This is a genomic window from Streptomyces sp. NPDC093252 (genome assembly GCF_040683675.1).
Lineage (GTDB): Bacteria > Actinomycetota > Actinomycetes > Streptomycetales > Streptomycetaceae > Streptomyces.
The window spans coordinates 293,507-312,239 of record NZ_JBFBEM010000002.1; the positions used below are offsets into that span (position 1 = coordinate 293,507).

The following is an 18,733-nucleotide window of genomic DNA, read 5'->3' on the forward strand; positions in this document are numbered from 1 at the left end:
CCGGCACCGAGGGAGCAAGGGAAACGAAAGCAACAAAAGCAACGAAGGAACCGAAGGAAAGGGACGCGCGATCCATGCCCCTGTGGCCCGTGTACACCGGCACCGGCGAGCCGCACGACGGCATCGACAGCCTGCCCGACCCCCCGCCCTGGCGGGCCTTCGACGGCGGCCCGCCCCTCGATCCGCCCACCGCGGCCGACGACTCCTCGGCCGCCTCCCCCGACCGCGCCCACCGCGCCGAGACCTACCGGGCCACCCCGGACACCGTGCAACTGGTCAACGCCGCCCTGTATCTGCGCCGCCCGCTGCTGGTCACCGGCCCGCCCGGCACCGGCAAGTCCTCGCTGGCCTACGCGGTCGCCCGCGAGCTGCGGCTCGGCCCGGTGCTGCGCTGGAACATCACCAGCCGCAGCGCCCTGCACGACGGGCTGTACCAGTACGACCCGCTGTCCCGGCTGTACGCGGCCCGCCGCGCCGGGCCCGACGACGGCGAGGGCGACGGCAGCGGCGAGGGCGTCGAGAACCATCTCCGGCTGGGCCCCCTCGGCACCGCCCTGCTGCCGCACACCCGGCCGCGCGCGCTGCTGATCGACGAGATCGACAAGAGCGACCTCGATCTGCCCAACGACCTGCTGAACGTGCTGGAGGAGGGGCAGTACGAGATCCCGGAGCTGGTGCGGGCCGCCCGGCGGACCCCGACGGCCGAGGTGCTGGCCGACGGCACCGACGCCCGGGTCCCGGTGACCCGGGGCAGGGTGCGCTGTCTGGCGTTCCCGTTCGTGGTGCTGACCAGCAACGGGGAGCGCGAGTTCCCGCCCGCGTTCCTGCGCCGTTGTGTCACCCTGCGGCTGCGCCAGCCCGACGACGAGCAGCTCGCCGGGATCGTCCGCGCCCACCTGGGCGAACCCGACGCCTACGCGCGGCGGCTGATCGAGCGGTTCCTGTCCCGGGTGGGCGGCGGGGACCTGGCCACGGACCAGTTGCTGAACGCCATCTATCTGGCCGGGGCCGCCGGGCTGGACGCCGGGTCGCTGGACGAACTGGCGGAGCGGCTGATGCCCTATCTGGGGCAGGACCCGGGGACCGATGCCTTCTGACCGGCCGGGCGGTGACGAAGGGGCCGCCGCCCTGCTCTCCCGGCTCGCCGACGCCCTCGCCGAGGCGGGCTCCGGGGACCGCCCGGCCCCGCGCGAGCTGGCCGAACTGCTGTGGCTGGCGGCCCGGATGGAGCCGTCCTCCCCGGCCCGGGGCGACGACGCCCCCGACACCGCCACCGCGGCCGACCCTCCACGCGCGGCACAACGCCCGGAGCCGGAGCCGAAGCCGAAGCCAAGGCCGCCGGTCGCCCCCACTCCCCCGCCTCCCCCTCCTCCCCCGCCCGCACCGCACGGCGCCCCCCGCGTCCCCCTGCATCTCCCCGGCCCGCCGGAACCCGTCTCCTCCGGCCCCCGGCATGTCTCCCTGCGCGCCCCGGCGCCGCCCATGCTGCGCCACCCGCTGGCCCTGCAACGGGCGCTGCGGCCCCTGAAGCGGCGGGCGGACGCGCCGGTCGGGCGGGAGCTGGACGAGCGGGCCACCGCCGACCGGATCGCCCGGCTGGACGCCGATCCGCGCTGGTGGCTGCCGGTGCTGCGGCCCGCGCGGGAACGCTGGCTGCGGCTGCACCTGGTGCACGACACCGGCCCCACCATGCCGCTGTGGCGCCCCCTGGTCCGTGAACTGCATCTGGCGCTGGCCCAGTCGGGCGTCTTCCGCACGGTCACCCTGCACGCGGCGGGCCCCGACGGCTCGGTCGCCGGGCAGGCCGCGCACGCCCCCGCCGACGGCCGGACGCTGACCCTGGTGATCAGTGACTGCATGGGCCCGCAGTGGCGCCGGGGCCCGGCGGGCGAGCGCTGGTACCGGACCCTGCGCCGCTGGGCCCGGCGGATGCCGCTCGCCGTGCTCCAGCCGCTGCCGGAGCATCTGTGGCGGGACACGGCCCTGCCCACCGTCCCCGGCAGGCTGAGCGCCCCGCACCCGGCGGCCCCGGCCGCGTCCCTGACGTTCACCCCGTACGACCCCCCGGAGGCGGGGCCCGGCGCCGGAGTGTTCCCGCTGCCCGTGCTGGAGCCGGACGCGGGCTGGCTGGCGCACTGGGCGGCGCTGGTCGCGGCGCCGGGCGGCAGCGGGTTCCCGGCGGCGGTGGCGGCGCTGGGCCCGGCCCCGCCGGACGGAGACGGCGACCGCGACGGCGACCGCGACCGTGCGGACCTGACCCGGCTGACGCCCGAGGAACTGGTCCGGCGGTTCCGCTCGACCGCGTCGCCGGAGGCGTTCCGACTGGCGGGGCATGTGGCGGTGGGGCGTCCGGCGCTGCCGGTGATGCGGCTGGTGCAGGCGGCACTGGAACCGGATCCGCGCCCGCAGCATCTGGCCGAGGTCGTCCTCGGCGGCCTGCTCACCGCGGTCCCCGGCCCGCCCGGCACCTACGCGTTCCGGCCCGGCGTCCGCGCCCTGCTGCTGCGCGGGCTGCCCCGCAGCGACCGGGGCCGGACGACGGAACTACTGGAGCGGGTCGGCGGCCTGATCGACAGTTGGGCGGGCCGCGCGCCGGGCGAGTTCACGGCGACGGCCCCGGCGGCGGGCGGCACGGCCCCGGCCCCGGACGGCCAGGCGTTCGCGACGGTGAGCCCGGGGAGCGTACGGCGGCTCGGGGGCGGGGCGGCACCGCACTGGCCCGAGGCGCTGGCCCGGCGTTTCCGGCCGGTGCGGCCCCTGACGGCCACGGGGTCGATGTGGCAGGTGGAGACACCCTCGACGGGGCGGAAGGCGGCCCTGCGGACATACGAGCGGACCACCGACCCGGCACGGCACTCGGCGTTCGCCCGGGACGCCCTGCTGCTGCGGGAACTGCGGCACGACGCCCTGGTCGCCGTCTACGACCACGGCGTCGAGGACGACATGCCGTATCTCGTCATGCAGTTCGTGGAGGGCCTGGCGCTGAGGAGCCTGGCGGCGCCGAACGGCTACTGGCTGCCCTTCCCGCTCTTCGTCTCACTGGTCCGGCATCTCGCGTCCGCCCTCAAGGCCCTGCACACGGCCGGGCTCACCCATGGCGGTGTCGACCTGTCCCGGGTGGTGCTGCAACCGGGCGGCGAGGCACTGCTCAGCCCGTTCGAGCCGGGGCGCCCGGCGGGTCCGGCGGAGCGGTCCGAGGATCTGCGCGCCCTGGGCGAACTGCTGCTCCACCTGGCCTGCGGGACACCCCGGGTGGACCTGCCGGTTGAGCCGTCGGCCCTGGTGCACCTGCCGGAGGAGCTGCGCCCGGGGTACGCGGACGCCCTCGACCAGCTCATGTCCCCTTCCTTGTGGACCCAGACCCGGGGCAGGGACCGGATCGAGGCGTGGCACGAGTTCGACGCCCACGACCCCTACGACCGGCGCCGCTACCTCCTGCTCGGGCCGCTCCGTCTGAACGGCGCCCCCCTGGCACCGCCCGCCGCCCAAGCCCTGCTGGCGATGCTGCTGCTCCAGCACGGCCGCACGGTGAGCCATGAGGAACTGCGCTGGGGCATCTGGGACACACCGGACGAGCCGAGCGATCCGGTGGCCTCCCTCGACCTGGCGGCGGCCCGGCTGCTGCCTCCGCTGGGTCCGCACTCCGCACTGTCCTCCCGCCCCGACGGCTACGCCCTGCACATCAGCGCCGACTACCTGGATGTCACCCACTGCGAGGACCTGGTCCGGCTGGCGGAGCGCAACCGGGCGAGGGGCGATCTCACCCGGGCCCGCGCCGAGATCGCCGAGGCACTCGCCCTGTGGCGCACCGAAACGCCCCTGGAGGGCGTCCCCGGCCCCGCCGCCCGCGCCGCCCGCACCCGTCTCGTCCAGCTCCGCCTGGGCCTGCTGCGCACCCGCGCCGAACTCGACCTCGACCTCGGCGAGGTGGACCGCGCCGCCGCCGACCTCGTCGTCCTGGTCGACGCCCACCCCTCCCACGAGGACTTCCGCCGCCTGTATCTGATCGCCCTGCGCCGCCAGGGCCGCCTCCGGGAGGCCCTGGAGATCTTCGAGGAGTACGAACTCTCCGGCGGCACCGGCCACGACCTCCTCGCCCTCGGCCACGAACTGCGCGAGGAACTGGACGAGGAGAGCGCAGAGCGCCAGGAGAATCGCGGGAACCCGCCGGACACCCTCCTGGTGTTCCAGTTCACGGACGGCGCCCAGCCCGCGGATCTGCACGCGCTGCTGGGCCGGGCGCTGACCCGGCTGGTCGCGGCGGGCGGGCCGAGCCAGACGGCGTTCCTGCCGCGCGCCCACACCGGGGGCTACTCGCTGCCGTGCGGGCCGGGCCGTCCGGTGCCGGAGCTGCTGCGCGCGGCGGTCGAGAGCTTCCCTGGGCTGCTGCGGGAGTTGGGCGGGGCCCGGCTGGGCCTGGCCCATGTGGCGGACGCCGAGGAGTGGGCCGAGGCCCTCACCGCGCTGGACCGGTCCGACACGCAGGGCCTGATCGTCGTACCGCGGGCCGTGCGGGAGCGGCTGGACGGGGGGCGCGGACCGCTGCCCGTCACCCTGCCGGAGCCGTCGGAGCCGCTGCCGCCGGTCCGGGGTCCGTACCCGCTGCCGCCCCACCTCCCCGAACCGCCGCACGCGGCGCCCTCCAGCAGCGTGACCCGGACCGTGGTCCGCACGGGGGACCGGTACTACGAGGTCGATCTGACCGAACGCCGGAGCAGGCTGGAGGAGTCGGTGCGCTGGGAGGCGTCCCAGCACTCCCTCACGGCCCGGGGCAGCGCGGTGTGGCGGATCGTCCACCCGGAGACGTACGTCCGGGAGGGCCGCGCCGACGCAGAGCGGGCGCTGCGGACCCATCTGGCCGACGCCCTCGGCCGGGTGACGCTGCGCGGGTTCCCCACCGACGCGGCGCTCGCGCAGCGGCTCTCCCCCGACGCCGTCCCCGGCTGCACCGTCCGCTGGGACGTCGCCCTGCGGTTCGCGCCGCCCGTCGTCCGCGCGCAGCGCGCCCTGCGCGAGGTGGACGCCGTGCTGCTGTTCTTCGACGGCACCCTGACCCGGCTCTACGAACCGGAGGAGCAGTCCGACGCGGCACGGCGGCTGGCCGAGACCGTGGTGGAGCGGCGCAGCGCCGCGGACGCCCTCGCGGGTGTGCCGCTGCCGCGCCCGGACGGCACGGTCGCCCGGCAGCGCGGCGAGCGCCCGCACCCGCTGGACCTGCTGGACGCGTTCCGGGACACCGCGTACGCCGAGGAGCTGCATGTGCGGCTGGCGAAGATCGAGGAGGCCGCCGTGCGCCGGGTCGCTCCGGCCACCGACGCCGTGGCCTGCGTCCGGACGCTGGCCGGGCGGGGGCTGCGGCTGGGCATCGTCGGGGACACGTCCGACGACGCGCTGTGGAGCTTCGTCGACCGGCACGAACTGGAGCAGTTCGAGGCCATCGAGGGCCGGTACGACCGGCGCGTCCCGCTGCCACCGGCGCCGGACATCCTGACGCGGGCCATCGAGGAACTGCGGGTCCCGGCCTCCCGGTGCCTGGTGATCGGGTCCACCTCGGCGGAGTCACGAGCGGCGACCGCAGCCGGAGCGTCCTTCCTCGGCACGGATCTCACGACCCTGATGGAGGCGGCCCGCACGCTCTGACGAGCGAGGCCCCGCCCGCCCCCAAGGGCCCTCCGAACGGCGACGGCTCCGCACCCTCCGGCGGAGGGGCCGATGCGCCCCGCGCAACCCCGACACTCGGCAAAGCCAGCAAATCCCCCATTCAGTGGCCCCCCACCCGGCCCCCCACAGAAGGCGCCGCCCCCCTTCCCCGGCGGAGTATTCGACGCAGGGGCCCGCCGCCCGGCGGCCCGCTCCGCGTTCCCGGGAGGATCCGCCATGACCGCCAGCCTGGAGGCGCTGCGCCGCTGCCACTTCGCCGTCGACCTGGGCGCCGCGCGGACCCGGGTGTACGTGAAGGGCGACGGCCTCGTGGTCGACCAGCCCTCCGCCGCCGCCGTGAACACCCGTACCGGCGCGCTGATCGCGGTCGGTGAGTTCGCCGAGCAGATGACCGGCCGCACCCCGCACTACATCCGGGTCGTGCGCCCGGTCTCCGGCGGGACCGTGGTCGACATCGAGATGGCCCAGCGGATGCTGCGCCACCTCCTCGGCGACAAGGTCCGCCGCACCCTGCGCCGCAAGCCCCGGCTGCGTGCGGCGGCCTGCACCCCGCACGACTCCGACCCGCTCGCCCAGCGCGCCACCATCGAGACCCTGGTCGGCCTCGGCGCCCGCCGGGTCGAACTGGTCGACACCCTGATCGCCGCCGCCGTCGGCAGCGGACTGCCGGTGGAGCAGCCCGAGGCGACCATGGTCCTGGTGTGCGGGGCGGCGGCCACCCAGGTCGCGGTGCTCTCGCTGGGCTCGATCGTCACCGCCAAGCGGGTCCCGGTGGGCGGGGAGGCGGTGGACCAGGCGATCGTGCAGCATCTGCGGCACGCCCATGAGCTGATGCTGCCCAGCCAGTCCGTCCGGCCGCTCCAGCTCGCCCTGTCCGGCAACGGGCTGAACGAGCACGGCCCGGCCTCCACCGAGATCCACGGCCGCGATGTCGCCACCGGCCTCGCCCGCAGCGTCCGGGTGGACACGGCGGCCGTCCGGGACGCCATCCAGACCCCGCTGACCGCGATCCTCGACGGCATCGGCAAGGTGCTGCGCGACTGCCCGCCCGACCTGGTGGCCGACCTGGTCGACCGGGGGATCGTGATGGTCGGCGGTTCGGCGCTGCTGCCGGGCCTGGACGAGATGCTGCGCCAGGCCACCGGGATGCCGGTGCACATCGCCGAACGCCCCGACATCTGCGCGGTGCAGGGGCTCGGGGCGATGCTGGAGGGCCGGATCCAGCCGCTGGAGCTGAACCCGCTGGGCCCCTGAGGATGCCCGGGGACCCCGCCGCCCCGCTGCCCGCCCCGCTCCTGGACGCGGTCCTCGGCGTGGGCGCCGACCTCGACCTCGCGGGCACCCTGCGCCACATCGTGTCCGGCGCCGCCGAGGTGACCGGCGCCCGGCACGCCGTCCTCGACATGACGGACCCGGCCCGCGACGGCCTCACCGACATCGGCACCGACACCGGTACGGGCACGGGCACGGGCACGGGCACCGACCCCGGCACCGGCACCGGCACCGGCACCGGCACCGGCACGGGAACAGGCACCTGTACCGCCGGTCCCTCCCCCGCCACCACCCCCTCCCCCACCCCCTCCCTCGACGTCCCGATCCACGTCGACGACCGTCTCTTCGGCCGGCTCCGCCTCACCGGCACCCGCGGCGGCGGCGACTTCACCCCCGCCGACGAGGAACTGCTCCGGCTGCTCGCCGCCCACGCCGGTATCGCGATCGGCAACGCCCGGCTGTACGCGGCGGCCCGGCACCGCGAGCGCTGGATCGAGGGCTCGGCCGCGGTCACCACCGCCCTGCTCACCGGCGAGAGCGCCGACGCCCTGCGCACGGTCGCCGACCGCGCCCGGGTCGTGGCCGGCGCCGCCGCGGGCGTCATCCTCCAGGCCACCCCGGAGGGCGGTATGGAGATCGTCGTCGCGTCCGCCCCCGCCGACCCCGGGGACATCGTCGGCACCACCATCGCGCCCGGCAGCCCGGTCCTGGTGCAGCTCCTGGGCGGGGAACCGGTGTTCATCGACGACTCGGCGACCGACCCCCGGATGACCACCCATGTCCGGCACCGCTTCGGCCCCAGCATGATGCTCCCGCTCCAGGCCGGGGGCCGGCTCATCGGCACCCTCGCCCTGCCCCGCGCCCGGGGCGCGAGCCCGTACACGGACGTGGAACGGCTGCTGGCCACCCAGTTCGCCTCGCAGGCCGCGCTCGCCCTGGTCCTCGCCGACACCCGGCAGCGCCAGGGCCGGCTCGCGGTCTACGAGGACCGCGACCGGATCGCCCGCGATCTGCACGACCTCGTCGTCCAGCGGCTGTTCGCGACGGCGATGATGCTGGAGTCCACCCAGCGCCGCACACCACCGGACGACGTCCACGACACCCTCGGCCGCGCGGCGGACGAACTCCAGGCCACCATCCAGGAGGTCCGCACCACCATCTACGCCCTCCAGCAGCCGCCGACCGAGGCCCCCACCACCCTGCGCGGCAAGGTCCTGCGGGAGACGGCGACCGCGGCGGCGCTGCTCGGCTTCCAGCCGTCGGTACGGTTCACCGGCCCGATCGACTCCCGGGTCCCGGAGCCCGTCGCGGCACAGCTCCTCACGGTCCTGCACCGCGCCCTCACCGCCGCGGCCCACCGCCCGCCGCTCACCCGACTGGAGATCACCGTCGACACCACGACCCCCCTGCCGGACGGCAGAGAGGTCGTCCGCCTGACGGTACGCGACGACGGCGGGGCCACCGGAGGGACGGAGGGTACGGGGGGTACGGGGGGTACGGAGGGTACGGGGGGTACGGGGAGTACAGGGGGTGGTCCGGGGGTCACCGATTGGCAGTCCCCCTTATAGGACCCGTGGCACCCACGGCACCCACGGCACCCACGGCACCCATGGCTTCCGTGCGGCTCACCCCGCCGTCGCGCCCCGCGCCCCCTCCCCCACCAGCCAGGCCACCACCGCGTCGGCGTCCTGCGCCCGCGCGATGTCCAGCGGGGTCATCCCGTCGTGCCCGGCCCGGTCCAGATCGGCGCCCAGCTCGCGCAGCCGCCGGGCGGTCTCCAGTTGCCCGCCGTGACAGGCGGACCAGAAGGCCCGGTCCAGGGCGTCGGTGTCCGGGCCGGAGTTCTCGCTGACGTACTCCTCGACCAGGTCCCGCAGGCCGAGGGCGGCGGCCTCGTCCAGGCCCACCCGAGCGCCCCGTTCGACCAGGTGCCGGGCGGCCCGCCACTGCCCGAAGCCGCAGGCGTCGGTGAGCGGGGAGCCGCCGCCGAGGACCGCGCCGGGCGCCTCGATGTCGGCACCGGCCTTCAGCAGCGCGTCGATCGCGGTGACGTCGTTGTTGCTGGCCGCCCAGTGCAGCGGGGTCTCGGTGTGCGCGCCCACGAACCGGGCGCCGGGATCGGCCCCGGCCGCCACCAGCAGGGCGACGACCTCGGGACCGCGCGGGTAGTGACCGGGCCAGTCGGTGGCGATGTGCAGCAGGCTGCGGGTCCCGGCGCGCTCGCTGTCCTCGGCCTCGGTGATCCCGGCGGACGCCAGGTCGGGACGGTCGGCGAGCAGCTCGCGCAGCGCCGCGAGATCACCGGTGCGGATCGCCTCGGTGACCGCGACGGCCAGCGGATCAAGGGAGTTCAGGGTCGTCATGAACACCCAGCTTCCCACTCCGGCCCCCCGAGCAGAACCACGGCTCCCCTGCGCAGAGCCCGTCGGACTACCGCCCCGCGGTGGGCCCGATCCCCCGCAACTCCCGTACCTCCCCGCCCAGCCGCTCCCGCAGCCCGGTCAGCAGGCCGGGCTCGGCGCCGACCACCCACCGGGCCCCGACCAGATAGGTGCCGCCGTAGACGCCGGCGGAGTCGAGCCAGGTCTCCTTGAGCCGGTCCTCGGGGAACGTGGTGATGACATAGCCGTCGCCACCGGATTCGCAGACGCCCTGGCGCAGTTCGTCCGCCTCGATCCGGATCTCCGCCGCGCACCCGGCGAGGGCGGCGATCACCTCGACCCTGGCGGGTGCCATCACCCCGGCCTCGGGTGCGGCGGACACCCGGGGCGCCCCGCTCCCGGCCGGTCGCGGCCGTACGGCGTCCCCGTCCCCGCCGCACCCCGCCACCAGGGCGACCCCGGCGGCGGCCCCCACCGCGACCAGCACCGCGCGCACCTGTTCCACCCGAGTCCCTCCGTCCCCCGGTCCCGCCTCCCCGTACGGCGAGTAGTACGGACCCCGCCCCGCCCGCGTTCACACCCCCTAGGGTCGACGGATGGACACCTCCGAGACCTGGAAGCCCGACGGTGAGGGAGTGCTGCGGCTGCCCTCGGGGCGGCTGGTGCGCGGACGCGGTCTGCGGTACCCGCTGCCGCCGGGCCCGCGGCCCTCGTACGCCCTGTATCTGCTGGGCCGGGCGCCGGAGCCGGTGGACTGGGCGTACCGCTGGGTGCGCTGGCCCGACTTCCGGCTCCCGGCCGACCGTACGGACGCCGCCGACGCCCTGCGCGAGGCGTGGCGGCGGGCCGACGGCGAGCGGGTGGAGGTCGCCTGCGGCGGCGGCCGGGGCCGTACCGGCACGGCGCTGGCCGCGCTCGCGGTCCTGGACGGCGTCCCCGCCGCCGAGGCCGTCGCCTACGTCCGCGCGCACTACTCGCCCCGCGCGGTGGAGACCCCCTGGCAGCGGCGCTACGTGGCCCGCTTCTCCTGACCGGCCCGCCCCGGCCTACCATGGCGGCCTGCGAGCAGGCGGGAAGAACTCGGAAGAGCCCGGAAGAGCCCTGGAGAGCCCGGAAGAGCCCGGGTAGAACCCGGAAGAAGAAGAACGAGGAGTGCGGCGGATGCGGCGGCTGGGCGATCTGGAGGCGGAGATCATGGACCGCCTCTGGCGGTGGCGGCGGCCGGCGACCGTACGGGAGATCGTCGACGACATCAACGAGGAACGCCCGCTCGCCTACACCACCGTGATGACCGTCGCCAACATCCTCTACAACAAGGGCTGGCTGGTGCGCGGCAAGCAGGGCCGGGCCTGGGTGTACACCCCGGTGCGCAGCCGCGAGCAGTACTCGGCGGCCTTGATGGAGGACGCGCTCGGGACGAGTGAGGACCGGCCGGTGGCGCTCGCGCACTTCGTGGAGCAGATGGACCCCGACGAGATCAGCGCCCTGCGCCAGGCGCTGCGCGCGGTGGGGCGGAAGGCGGGCTCGTGAGCCCGGCGCTCCCCCTGCTCGGGTACGCGGCGGCGGTGGGCCTGCTGGCCCCGCGGCTGCTGCTGCGCGCGGCGTGGGCGTACCGGGCCCCGGCGCTCGCGGTCGCCGTCTGGCAGGGGCTGATCGTCTCCTTCGTACTGGCCGTGGCCCTGGCCGGGCACCATCTCGCCGCCCCCACCGAGCATCTGCACGCCGATGTGGTCGGCTTCCTGCACTGGTGCGGTCTGACCGGCGCGACGGGCGTGCCCGACCCGACGATCACCGACCGTCTGACGGTCGCCCTCCCGCTGACGGTGGTCGCCGCCGCGCTGGCCGCCGTCGCGCTGGAGGCGTTCCGGGGCCGCCGGGCCCGCGCCCGGCACCGCCGGGTCCTGGATCTGGTGGGCCGCCGTGACCCGCTCCTGTCGGCGACGGTCGTCGAGCACGAACGGCCCGCCGTGTACTGCCTCCCCGGCCGCCGTTCGAGGATCGTGGTCAGCGCGGGCGCGCTGCGGCTGCTCTCGCCGGGCCAGTTGGACGCCGTACTCGCCCATGAGCGGGCGCACATCGCGGGGCGGCACCATCTGGCGCTGGCGGTGACGGAGGGGTTCGCCCGGCTGTGCGGGTGGCTCCCGCTGGCCCGGCACGCGCGCGAGCAGACCGCCGTCCTGCTGGAGATGGCGGCCGACGACCGCGCGCTCGACCACCACTCCCGCGATCTGCTGGCCACGGCGATGTACGAGATGGCGGCGGCCCGTTCGGTACCCCCGGGCGCGTTCGCGATGAACGGCCCGAGCACGGCGGACGACCGGAGCGCCGCGGGCAACCGGACCGGGGCCGTGAGCGGCGGGGCGGGAGCCATGGACGGCGGCGGAGCCGGGGCGCTGGTGCGGCTGCGGCGGGTGCTGCATCCGCAGCGGCGTCCGCATCCGGCGCTGCGGGCCGTGCTGGCGGCCGGGGCGGCGCTCCCCCCGGTGATCCCGCTGCTCTTCGGCTGCGTCCCGACCCCGTTCACCTGAGCCCCGCCCGTCCCTCATCTCCCGCCCTCCCCCTCCCCCCGCATTGCACCCCCATCTACGAAGCTACTAAGTTGTTGCCGTATTGCCTACCGGAACATCGCCCCTCCCCAGGAATGTGAGCCGCAGCATGGGAACCCACCGCCGCCCCAAGCCGCCGACCCGGCCCCGGCTCGCCGTGCTGGCCGCCTCGGCGGGGGCGTTCTCGCTGCTGCCGACGGCCCAGAGCCAGGCGGAGCCGAAGCCCTCCGTGGAGCAGGTGCGCACCGAGGTCGAGGAGCTGTACCACGACTCGGAGGCCAGCACCGAGGAGTACAACGAGGCCCAGGAGAAGCGGAAGACCCTTCAGGAGGCGGCGAACAAGGCGCAGGAGGAGGTGGCCCGCCAGCAGGAGGAGATCAATGAGATCCGCGCCGAGATGGGCCCGATAGCCGCCTCCCAGTACCGCGACGGCGGGCTGGACCCGAGCGTGCGGCTCTTCCTCTCCGCCGACCCGGACGACTTCCTGGAGCAGGCGTCCCTGGTGGACCGCACCAGCGAGCGCCAGCGGACCCTGCTGGACAGCCTCCAGCGCAAGCAGCGCGAGATCGCCCAGAGCCGCGCCGAGGCGATGGAGAAGCTGGCGGCGGCCCGCGTGGCCCAGGAGCGGATGAGCGAGAAGAAGGACGAGATCCAGGGCAAGCTGCGCGACGCCCAGAAGCTGCTGAACAGCCTGACCGCCGAGGAGCGGGCGGAACTGAAGGCGGCGGAGGAGAAGGCGGACGAGGCGGCCGGCAGCAGCGACGCCCCGGACACCTACGACGGCGCCGCGAGCGGCCGGGCCCGTACGGCGATCGAGTTCGCGTACGCCCAGCTCGGCAAGCCCTACGAGTGGGGCTCGACCGGCCCGGACTCCTTCGACTGCTCGGGCCTGACCGGCTCCGCCTGGGCTGCCGCGGGCGTCTCCCTGCCGCGTACGGTCAATCAGCAGTACTCGGCGGGCCGCCAGGTCGCCCGCGCCGACCTCCAGCCGGGCGACATCATCTACTGGTACAACAACACCCAGCACAACGGCCTCTACGTCGGCGACGGCAAGGCGATCCACGCCCCGCGCACCGGCAAGAACGTGGAGGTCACCGACCTGGACTCGATGCCGTACTTCGCGGCGACCCGCCCCTGAGCAGCCCCTGATCAGGGGTGGGTCAGGGGCTGATCAGGGACCGCTCGGCCCCGGTCAGCGGGTGGTGAAGGCGGCGGTCCGTACGACGTCCCCGTGCCGGAAGTCCAGGAAGAGGCCGTACGGGCCGGGGCCGCCCGCCACGGCATGGAAGGAGACCTCCGGTCCGGCCGGGGTGACTCCGTCGCCGGGTTCGCCGCCCGGGTGGACGTGGAGATAGGCGAGGTCGGCGGCGCGCAGGGCGACCAGATGGCCGTAGGCGCCCAGGTAGGGCTGGAGGTCGGTGACGGGCTGCCCGTCCTTGTGCACCGAGAAGACCAGCGCGCCGCCCTCGCCGCCGACCAGTTCGCCGTCCAGCCGGACCTCGTAGCCGTCCACCAGGGCGACCCCGGTGGGCTCGGGCAGGGCGACGGGCTCACCGGCCCCCTCGGCGAGCAGAACGGCGACGGCGGTCACCGGGTCGCCGCCGTGCGGGCGGAAGTCGGCGAAGACCCGGTACTCCCCGCCCTTCGGCAGCTCCACCGGCACCGACCAGATCCCGTCCCCGCCGAGCACCGGGTGCAGATGCCGGTACACGGAGAGATCGCGCGAGGCGACGATCAGATGCAGTTCCTTGCCGTGCGACTCCTCGTACTCGGCGGAGGAGGCGAGGAGCCGGGGCCCGTGCTCACCGTCCTCGATCACGCTGAACCGCAGATCGGTCTTCTCCCCGGCGGTGACGCGGGGCGTGGCCAGCTCCAGCCGGTGGCTCACGGCGGAGGCGGCGGCGTGCCCGTGGCTCCCGTGGTCGCCATGGCCCCCCTGGTGCCCGTGGTGACCGGCGTGTGCGTGGTGCGCGGCGCTGTTCATGACCGACTCCTCGTTCGTCTTCCTCGTCGCCCGTGACCGGACGACTGAGGGAAACATACCCCCGGGGGGTATGTGAAGTCAAGAGTGATCAACAAGGTGACCAACGGGGTGACCAGCCGGGCGATCAATGGCACACCCCCACCCGGAGCTTGCCATAAATACCACTGGGGGGTATACATATTTCCAGGCACAGATACCCCCATGGGGTATCCAGCGCCCACAGTGAGCGGATCACCCGGGTGACCCGCCCCTCTTCCCACTCCGACCCACGGGAGAACGAACGCCATGTCGAACTGCTGCACCACGGACGGAAGCTGCCACTCCACCGCCGAGGTCACGACGGTCTACCGGGTCGAGGGCGTGGGCAGCGCCCACTGCCAGGGCGTGGTGACCAAGGCCGTCGGCGATCTCGCGGAGATCACCGCGGTCGAGGTCGAGATCGGCACCGGCCTGGTGACGGTCACCACGGCCACCGAGCCGGACGAGGCGCTGGACGCCCTGATCGCCAAGACGGTCGACGAGGCCGGCTACGGCTACGCGGGCCGGGCGGCGACGGCATCGTCGTCGTCCTGAGCGACCACCACCGCACAGACCGGAAGGGCCGCCCCCGAGAGGGGCGGCCCTTCCGGCGTGTGGCGCAGGGGCCCCACTGGCCGTCCTCAACGACGTACACCTCACCCTGCGGCGGCCCCGGGGCCCTCGCACGGCTCCGGGGCCCTCGCACAGCAGAAGGACCCCGCACGCACCGTGTGGTGCTACGGGGCCCTTCTGATCCGACCTGGCGGGAGGGGCAGGGGGGGAGGGAGAGACGCGAGCGGCCCTCGGGGGTGCTCAGACCCCGGCCCGCTCCCCCGCCCCCTTCCGCTCCCCGGCCGCCGCGGCGGCAGCGGGCTCCCGGCGCATCACCAGCAGGGTGACGAGCCCGCCGACCGCGGCGATCACTGCGGCCCAGACGAAGGCCGCGCTGAACCCGTCCGTCAGCGCGGGCAGATCACCGAGCTGCCCGGCCCCCTGCGAGGTGGCGACGGCGGTCAGGGTCGCCAGCCCCAGCGCGGAACCCACCTGATAGGTGGTGTTGACGATGCCGGAGGCCAGCCCGGCCTGCTCCTGCGGGGCGCCGGACATCGCGGCCATCATCGCCGGTATGTAGGCGAGCGACATACCGAGCGCGGCGACGAGCGAGGCGGGCAGGACGTCCACCACGAAGGTGCCGGTGGGCTCGACGGCGGACAGCCACAGCAGCCCGCCCGCGAGGACCAGCAGCCCGGTGCCGATCAGCGCCTTGGCGCCGAAGCGGCCCATCAGCCGCGCGGTGATGGCCGTCATGAACACCATCAGCAGCCCGGTCATGGGCAGCAGCGCGGCCCCGGAGGCGAAGGCCCCGTAACCGAGCACCTGCTGGAGGTACAGGTTCAGGAAGTACCACATCGGGATCCAGGCGGCCCCGAGCAGGGTCATGGCGAGGTTGGCGGAACCGAGCCGGGGCACCCGCCAGATGCCGAGCGGCATGAGCGGCTCGCGCACGGCCCGCTGGATGACGAAGAAGAGCCCCAGCAGCACCCCGGCACCGATCAACTGGAGCACGGTGGCGGTGGCTCCCCAGCCCACCTCGGGCGCCCGCACCACGGCGAACACCGCGAGCGCCAGCCCGGCGGTGACGGCGACGGCACCCAGCACATCGACCCCGCCCTTGCGCCCCTGCACGGACGGCAGGATCTTGGTGGCGGCGAGGGTGGCCACACCGATGGGCACGTAGATGATGAAGATCCACGGCCAGCTCAGCCACTCCGTGAACACCCCGCCCAGGAACACCCCGGCGGTGCCTCCGGCGGGCGCGGCGGCCCCGTAGAGCGCCATGGCCTTGCCCAGTTCCCGGGGGTTGTGGGCGAAGAGCATCATCAGCAGGGTCATCGCGGCCGGCGCGATCAGCGCGCCGCCGACGCCCTGCACGGCCCGCCCCACGACCTCGACCCAGGCGGTCTGCGCGGCGGCGGCGACCACGGACCCGGCGATCAGCACGACCCACCCGGCGTTGAACACCCGCCGCGCCCCGAGCAGATCGGACAACCGCCCACCGAGCAGCAACAGCCCACCGAAGGCGATCACATAAGCATTGAAGACCCACTGCAACTCACCCTGCGAGAACCCGAGATCCTTCTGCATCTCGGGCAGCGCGACGCCGATGATCGACGTATCCATGATCACCATGAACTGAGCCGCGGCGAGTACGGCGAGCGCCCACCATCGTCTGGGATTGACGTCGGACATCTCTCCACCACCCCTTTGAGTCAGCTACGAAAAAGCTGTGAACCAGCGACATTCCCAATACCCCTAGGGGGTATCGAGCTGCCGCACGGTAACATACCCCTAGGGGGTATAGCTAGCCGCCGGGTCGACATCACCGACCCGAACGAGACGACCGAGCGCGCTCCCCCGCACGACGAGGCCCGCTCTCCCGGCACCGCCGGGCGCGCCCGTCCCACACGACGAGGCCCCCTCCCCCGCACGACCGGGCCCGCTCCCCCACCCCACCCAACCCGGTCAGATCAGCGGAGTGATCCGCTCCTCGACCCCCAGCAGGGCCCGCCCGTACAGCTCCGTCGCGAGGGCCGGGTTGACGAGGGCGTGGCGGCTGGCGGTCTCCTGGTCGCGCCAGATCCGCTGGAGCGGGGCGGATTCCGCGAAGCCGCCCGCGCCCTGGACGCTGAGCAGCCGGTCGATCGCCTCCCGCGCACAGCGCGCGATGTACCCGGTGTCCATGCGGGCACGGGCCCGGCCCAGCAGCGGCATGTACGCGCCCCGCGCGGCCCAGTCGTCGATGTCGTCGGCGCAGCGCAGCATGTGCAGCTCGGCGGTGTCGACGAGTTGCGCCGCCTCGGCGAGCTGCGTCTGCACGAAGGGCGCGTCACGGGCACGGCCGTAGCAGGTGCCGGAGATGCCCCTGCCCCCGGCGAGCGACTCCATGACCGCCTCCAGCGCGGCCTTCGCCAGCCCCACCTGGGGCCCGGCCAGCACCAGGGCGAGCACCGGAACCAGGGCCGCCCGGTACAGTCCCTCGTCCTCGTCCTCGTCCTCGTGCTCGCGCTCGCGCTCGGTGCCGTGCTCCCCGCCGATGGCCCTGGTCAGCGACATGACGCGATACGCGGGGACGAAGACGTCCGCGGCGACGAGGGTGTTGCTGCCGGTGCCGCGCAGGCCGGCGACGTACCAGGTGTCCTCGACCGTCAGGTCCGCCATCGGGATCAGCGCCACCCCCTGCTCGGCCGGCTGCCCGTCGGCGGCCTCGCCGAGGGGAAGGCCCAGCACCGCCCACCGGCTGTGCAGACTCCCCGAGGCGAAGCCCCACTTCCCGGTGACCACCCGGCCGCCGTCGGCCTCGCGCCAGACCCCCGCCGGGGACAGCACACTGCACACCCGGACGTCCGGCCCGCTCCCCCACACCTCCCGCTGAACCCGCCGCGGAAACAGCGCGACCAGCCAATTACCGGCATTGATCAGCGTGCTCACCCAGGCGGTCGAGCCGCAGCCGCGCGCCAGCTCCGCACCGACCCGGACCAGGGTCCGGACGCTCACCTCGTGCCCACCGAGGCGCCGGGGCACGGTGAGCCGGAGGAGACCGGCCCCGGCCAGGGCCGCGAGGTTCTCGTCCACGACCCGGCGCTCCCCCTCGGTACGCGCCGCGTTGCCCCGCAGCAGCGGCACCAGCTCCGCGGCCCGCCCGACCAGCCCGTCCCCCTCCCCACGGGCAGCGGACGAGAACACGGACGACGACGACTTCGACCTCGACCTCGACCTCGACATAAGACGACCCTCCGGAACTCCGCGGCGCCACCTCCGCGGCACCGCCTCTGCGACCATCCGGACGCCCCCGCTCACCGGGGCGCCCCACTCACCGCCCACCAGGACACGACAGACACCGGGCCATCGAGCCCATGCCGTGCGCCCGTTCGACCCGCTTCACCCGAAGGAGACCCCGCCCCCGTGCCCGCTCCCACCGGAACTCGTCGGATAAGCTGCCGCCCTTTGCAGCGGTTTCCTCCTGAAGAGGGTGTGCATGAGAACAAGCAGACGAACCATCGCGGTGACGACGCTCGTGGGGGCGCTGGGGCTCTCGGTGCTGAACGCGCCGGCGGCTCAGGCGGCGGACACCGGTATCACCGTGTCGGACATCGTCATCAACAACGGCAAGCCGATCGTGGTCGGCACCTCGAAGGTGGTGGAGCCGGCCCTCAGCTTCAAGGTCAAGCTGCCCGCCGGGTACAGCACCGACGATCCCTTCGCCTACGACGCGCACCCCTTCCTCTACCGGGGCAGCATCAAGACGGCGGCCGAGACCGGGAACAACTACATCCAGGCGGGCAGCTACACCTGCTACGAGATCGACTCCAAGCGCACCGAGTGCGAGGGCAACCTCTACATCGACCCGCACCCGAGCCAGGAGCAGGTCGACTCCAACAGCGACGCCACGAACTGGAAGGTCGGCGTCTCCCTGCTCCTCTTCAAGGCCAACGGCCAGCTCAAGGCGTCGGAGCTGGAGACCCGCTCCCTCACCGTCCCGCTCAAGCGCGCCGCCAAGGCGACCACCAACGCCTCCCCGGAGCCGGTCACCAAGGGCAAGCCGATCACCGTCACGGGCAAGCTGACCCGGGCGAACTGGGGCACGAAGAAGTACGACGGCTACGGCGGCCGTACGGTCAGCCTCCAGTTCCGCGCCAAGGGCACCGACACCTACAAGACGGTCAAGAAGGCCACCACCAGCAGCACCGGAAGCCTGAAGACGACGGTCACCGCGTCGGTCGACGGCTCCTACCGCTGGGTGTACCACGGCAACTCCACCACCGGCGCCACCACCAGCACGGCCGACTACATCGACGTGCGCTGAGCCCCTG

At 74.4% G+C, this 18,733-nt stretch carries 15 protein-coding genes; 10 read left to right on the forward strand and 5 right to left on the reverse strand.

Going from position 1 to position 18,733, the window contains the following annotated elements; all coding sequences use genetic code 11:
* Window positions 1-74 precede the first annotated feature (74 nt).
* The 4 genes from AB0O01_RS04505 to AB0O01_RS04520 all read left to right on the forward strand — a co-directional run bounded on the left by AB0O01_RS04505 (window position 75) and on the right by AB0O01_RS04520 (window position 8,501).
* Window positions 75-1,097, forward strand: coding sequence for a MoxR family ATPase (locus AB0O01_RS04505; RefSeq protein WP_365310942.1), 1,023 nt, complete (start codon window positions 75-77; stop codon window positions 1,095-1,097).
* Complete coding sequence (locus AB0O01_RS04510) at window positions 1,087-5,640, forward strand: SAV_2336 N-terminal domain-related protein (RefSeq protein ID WP_365310943.1); 4,554 nt, start codon at window positions 1,087-1,089, stop codon at window positions 5,638-5,640. Before AB0O01_RS04505 ends, AB0O01_RS04510 begins: the two co-directional genes overlap by 11 nt.
* 237 nt (window positions 5,641-5,877) lie before the next feature.
* Window positions 5,878-6,915, forward strand: a complete 1,038-nt coding sequence (locus AB0O01_RS04515; protein WP_365310944.1) for a rod shape-determining protein — start codon at window positions 5,878-5,880, stop codon at window positions 6,913-6,915.
* A gap of 2 nt (window positions 6,916-6,917) precedes the next feature.
* Window positions 6,918-8,501, forward strand: coding sequence for a GAF domain-containing protein (locus tag AB0O01_RS04520; protein WP_365310945.1), 1,584 nt, complete (start codon window positions 6,918-6,920; stop codon window positions 8,499-8,501).
* Between the two features lie 57 nt (window positions 8,502-8,558).
* On the opposite strand, the gene AB0O01_RS04525 is transcribed toward AB0O01_RS04520, so the two are convergent.
* Window positions 8,559-9,296 carry an ankyrin repeat domain-containing protein gene (locus AB0O01_RS04525; protein ID WP_365310946.1) on the reverse strand — a complete coding sequence of 246 codons (738 nt, stop codon included), beginning with the start codon at window positions 9,294-9,296 and terminating at the stop codon, window positions 8,559-8,561.
* 67 nt (window positions 9,297-9,363) lie between these two features.
* Window positions 9,364-9,819: a hypothetical protein gene (locus AB0O01_RS04530; RefSeq protein WP_365310947.1), complete on the reverse strand. Its 456-nt coding sequence runs from the start codon at window positions 9,817-9,819 to the stop codon at window positions 9,364-9,366.
* 91 nt (window positions 9,820-9,910) lie between these two features.
* Here AB0O01_RS04530 and AB0O01_RS04535 point away from each other — a divergent pair, with 91 nt between their 5' ends.
* The 4 genes from AB0O01_RS04535 to AB0O01_RS04550 all read left to right on the forward strand — a co-directional run bounded on the left by AB0O01_RS04535 (window position 9,911) and on the right by AB0O01_RS04550 (window position 12,998).
* Complete coding sequence (locus AB0O01_RS04535; RefSeq protein WP_365310948.1) at window positions 9,911-10,345, forward strand: protein-tyrosine phosphatase family protein; 435 nt, start codon at window positions 9,911-9,913, stop codon at window positions 10,343-10,345.
* Window positions 10,346-10,475: 130 nt separating this feature from the next.
* Complete coding sequence (locus AB0O01_RS04540) at window positions 10,476-10,844, forward strand: BlaI/MecI/CopY family transcriptional regulator (RefSeq protein WP_365310949.1); 369 nt, start codon at window positions 10,476-10,478, stop codon at window positions 10,842-10,844.
* Window positions 10,841-11,842: a M56 family metallopeptidase gene (locus tag AB0O01_RS04545; RefSeq protein WP_365310950.1), complete on the forward strand. Its 1,002-nt coding sequence runs from the start codon at window positions 10,841-10,843 to the stop codon at window positions 11,840-11,842. Before AB0O01_RS04540 ends, AB0O01_RS04545 begins: the two co-directional genes overlap by 4 nt.
* 127 nt (window positions 11,843-11,969) lie before the next feature.
* Entirely contained in the window at window positions 11,970-12,998 is a 1,029-nt protein-coding gene (locus AB0O01_RS04550; protein ID WP_365310951.1) for an NlpC/P60 family protein, read from the forward strand.
* 54 nt (window positions 12,999-13,052) lie between these two features.
* Here the strand turns inward: AB0O01_RS04550 and AB0O01_RS04555 are convergent, their stop codons facing one another.
* Complete coding sequence (locus AB0O01_RS04555; protein ID WP_365310952.1) at window positions 13,053-13,844, reverse strand: hypothetical protein; 792 nt, start codon at window positions 13,842-13,844, stop codon at window positions 13,053-13,055.
* A gap of 285 nt (window positions 13,845-14,129) precedes the next feature.
* Here AB0O01_RS04555 and AB0O01_RS04560 point away from each other — a divergent pair, with 285 nt between their 5' ends.
* On the forward strand, window positions 14,130-14,417 hold the full coding sequence (locus AB0O01_RS04560; protein WP_365310953.1) for a heavy-metal-associated domain-containing protein: 288 nt from the start codon (window positions 14,130-14,132) through the stop codon (window positions 14,415-14,417).
* Between the two features lie 258 nt (window positions 14,418-14,675).
* Here the strand turns inward: AB0O01_RS04560 and AB0O01_RS04565 are convergent, their stop codons facing one another.
* Together AB0O01_RS04565 and AB0O01_RS04570 are read right to left on the reverse strand one after the other, a co-directional pair.
* On the reverse strand, window positions 14,676-16,112 hold the full coding sequence (locus AB0O01_RS04565) for an MFS transporter (RefSeq protein ID WP_365310954.1): 1,437 nt from the start codon (window positions 16,110-16,112) through the stop codon (window positions 14,676-14,678).
* Window positions 16,113-16,385: 273 nt separating this feature from the next.
* Entirely contained in the window at window positions 16,386-17,606 is a 1,221-nt protein-coding gene (locus AB0O01_RS04570) for an acyl-CoA dehydrogenase family protein (RefSeq protein WP_365310955.1), read from the reverse strand.
* Between the two features lie 292 nt (window positions 17,607-17,898).
* Here AB0O01_RS04570 and AB0O01_RS04575 point away from each other — a divergent pair, with 292 nt between their 5' ends.
* Window positions 17,899-18,726: a hypothetical protein gene (locus AB0O01_RS04575; RefSeq protein ID WP_365310956.1), complete on the forward strand. Its 828-nt coding sequence runs from the start codon at window positions 17,899-17,901 to the stop codon at window positions 18,724-18,726.
* The last annotated feature ends 7 nt before the right edge of the window (window positions 18,727-18,733 follow it).

Bases quoted from the DNA above. Each gene is read 5' to 3' on its own strand.
- AB0O01_RS04505 (WP_365310942.1), top strand. From the start codon at position 75: ATGCCCCTGTGGCCCGTGTACACCGGCACCGGCGAGCCGCACGACGGC.
- AB0O01_RS04510 (WP_365310943.1), top strand. From the start codon at position 1,087: ATGCCTTCTGACCGGCCGGGCGGTGACGAAGGGGCCGCCGCCCTGCTC.
- AB0O01_RS04515 (WP_365310944.1), top strand. From the start codon at position 5,878: ATGACCGCCAGCCTGGAGGCGCTGCGCCGCTGCCACTTCGCCGTCGAC.
- AB0O01_RS04520 (WP_365310945.1), top strand. From the start codon at position 6,918: ATGCCCGGGGACCCCGCCGCCCCGCTGCCCGCCCCGCTCCTGGACGCG.
- AB0O01_RS04525 (WP_365310946.1), bottom strand. From the start codon at position 9,296: ATGACGACCCTGAACTCCCTTGATCCGCTGGCCGTCGCGGTCACCGAG.
- AB0O01_RS04535 (WP_365310948.1), top strand. From the start codon at position 9,911: ATGGACACCTCCGAGACCTGGAAGCCCGACGGTGAGGGAGTGCTGCGG.
- AB0O01_RS04540 (WP_365310949.1), top strand. From the start codon at position 10,476: ATGCGGCGGCTGGGCGATCTGGAGGCGGAGATCATGGACCGCCTCTGG.
- AB0O01_RS04550 (WP_365310951.1), top strand. From the start codon at position 11,970: ATGGGAACCCACCGCCGCCCCAAGCCGCCGACCCGGCCCCGGCTCGCC.
- AB0O01_RS04555 (WP_365310952.1), bottom strand. From the start codon at position 13,844: ATGAACAGCGCCGCGCACCACGCACACGCCGGTCACCACGGGCACCAG.
- AB0O01_RS04560 (WP_365310953.1), top strand. From the start codon at position 14,130: ATGTCGAACTGCTGCACCACGGACGGAAGCTGCCACTCCACCGCCGAG.
- AB0O01_RS04565 (WP_365310954.1), bottom strand. From the start codon at position 16,112: ATGTCCGACGTCAATCCCAGACGATGGTGGGCGCTCGCCGTACTCGCC.
- AB0O01_RS04575 (WP_365310956.1), top strand. From the start codon at position 17,899: ATGAGAACAAGCAGACGAACCATCGCGGTGACGACGCTCGTGGGGGCG.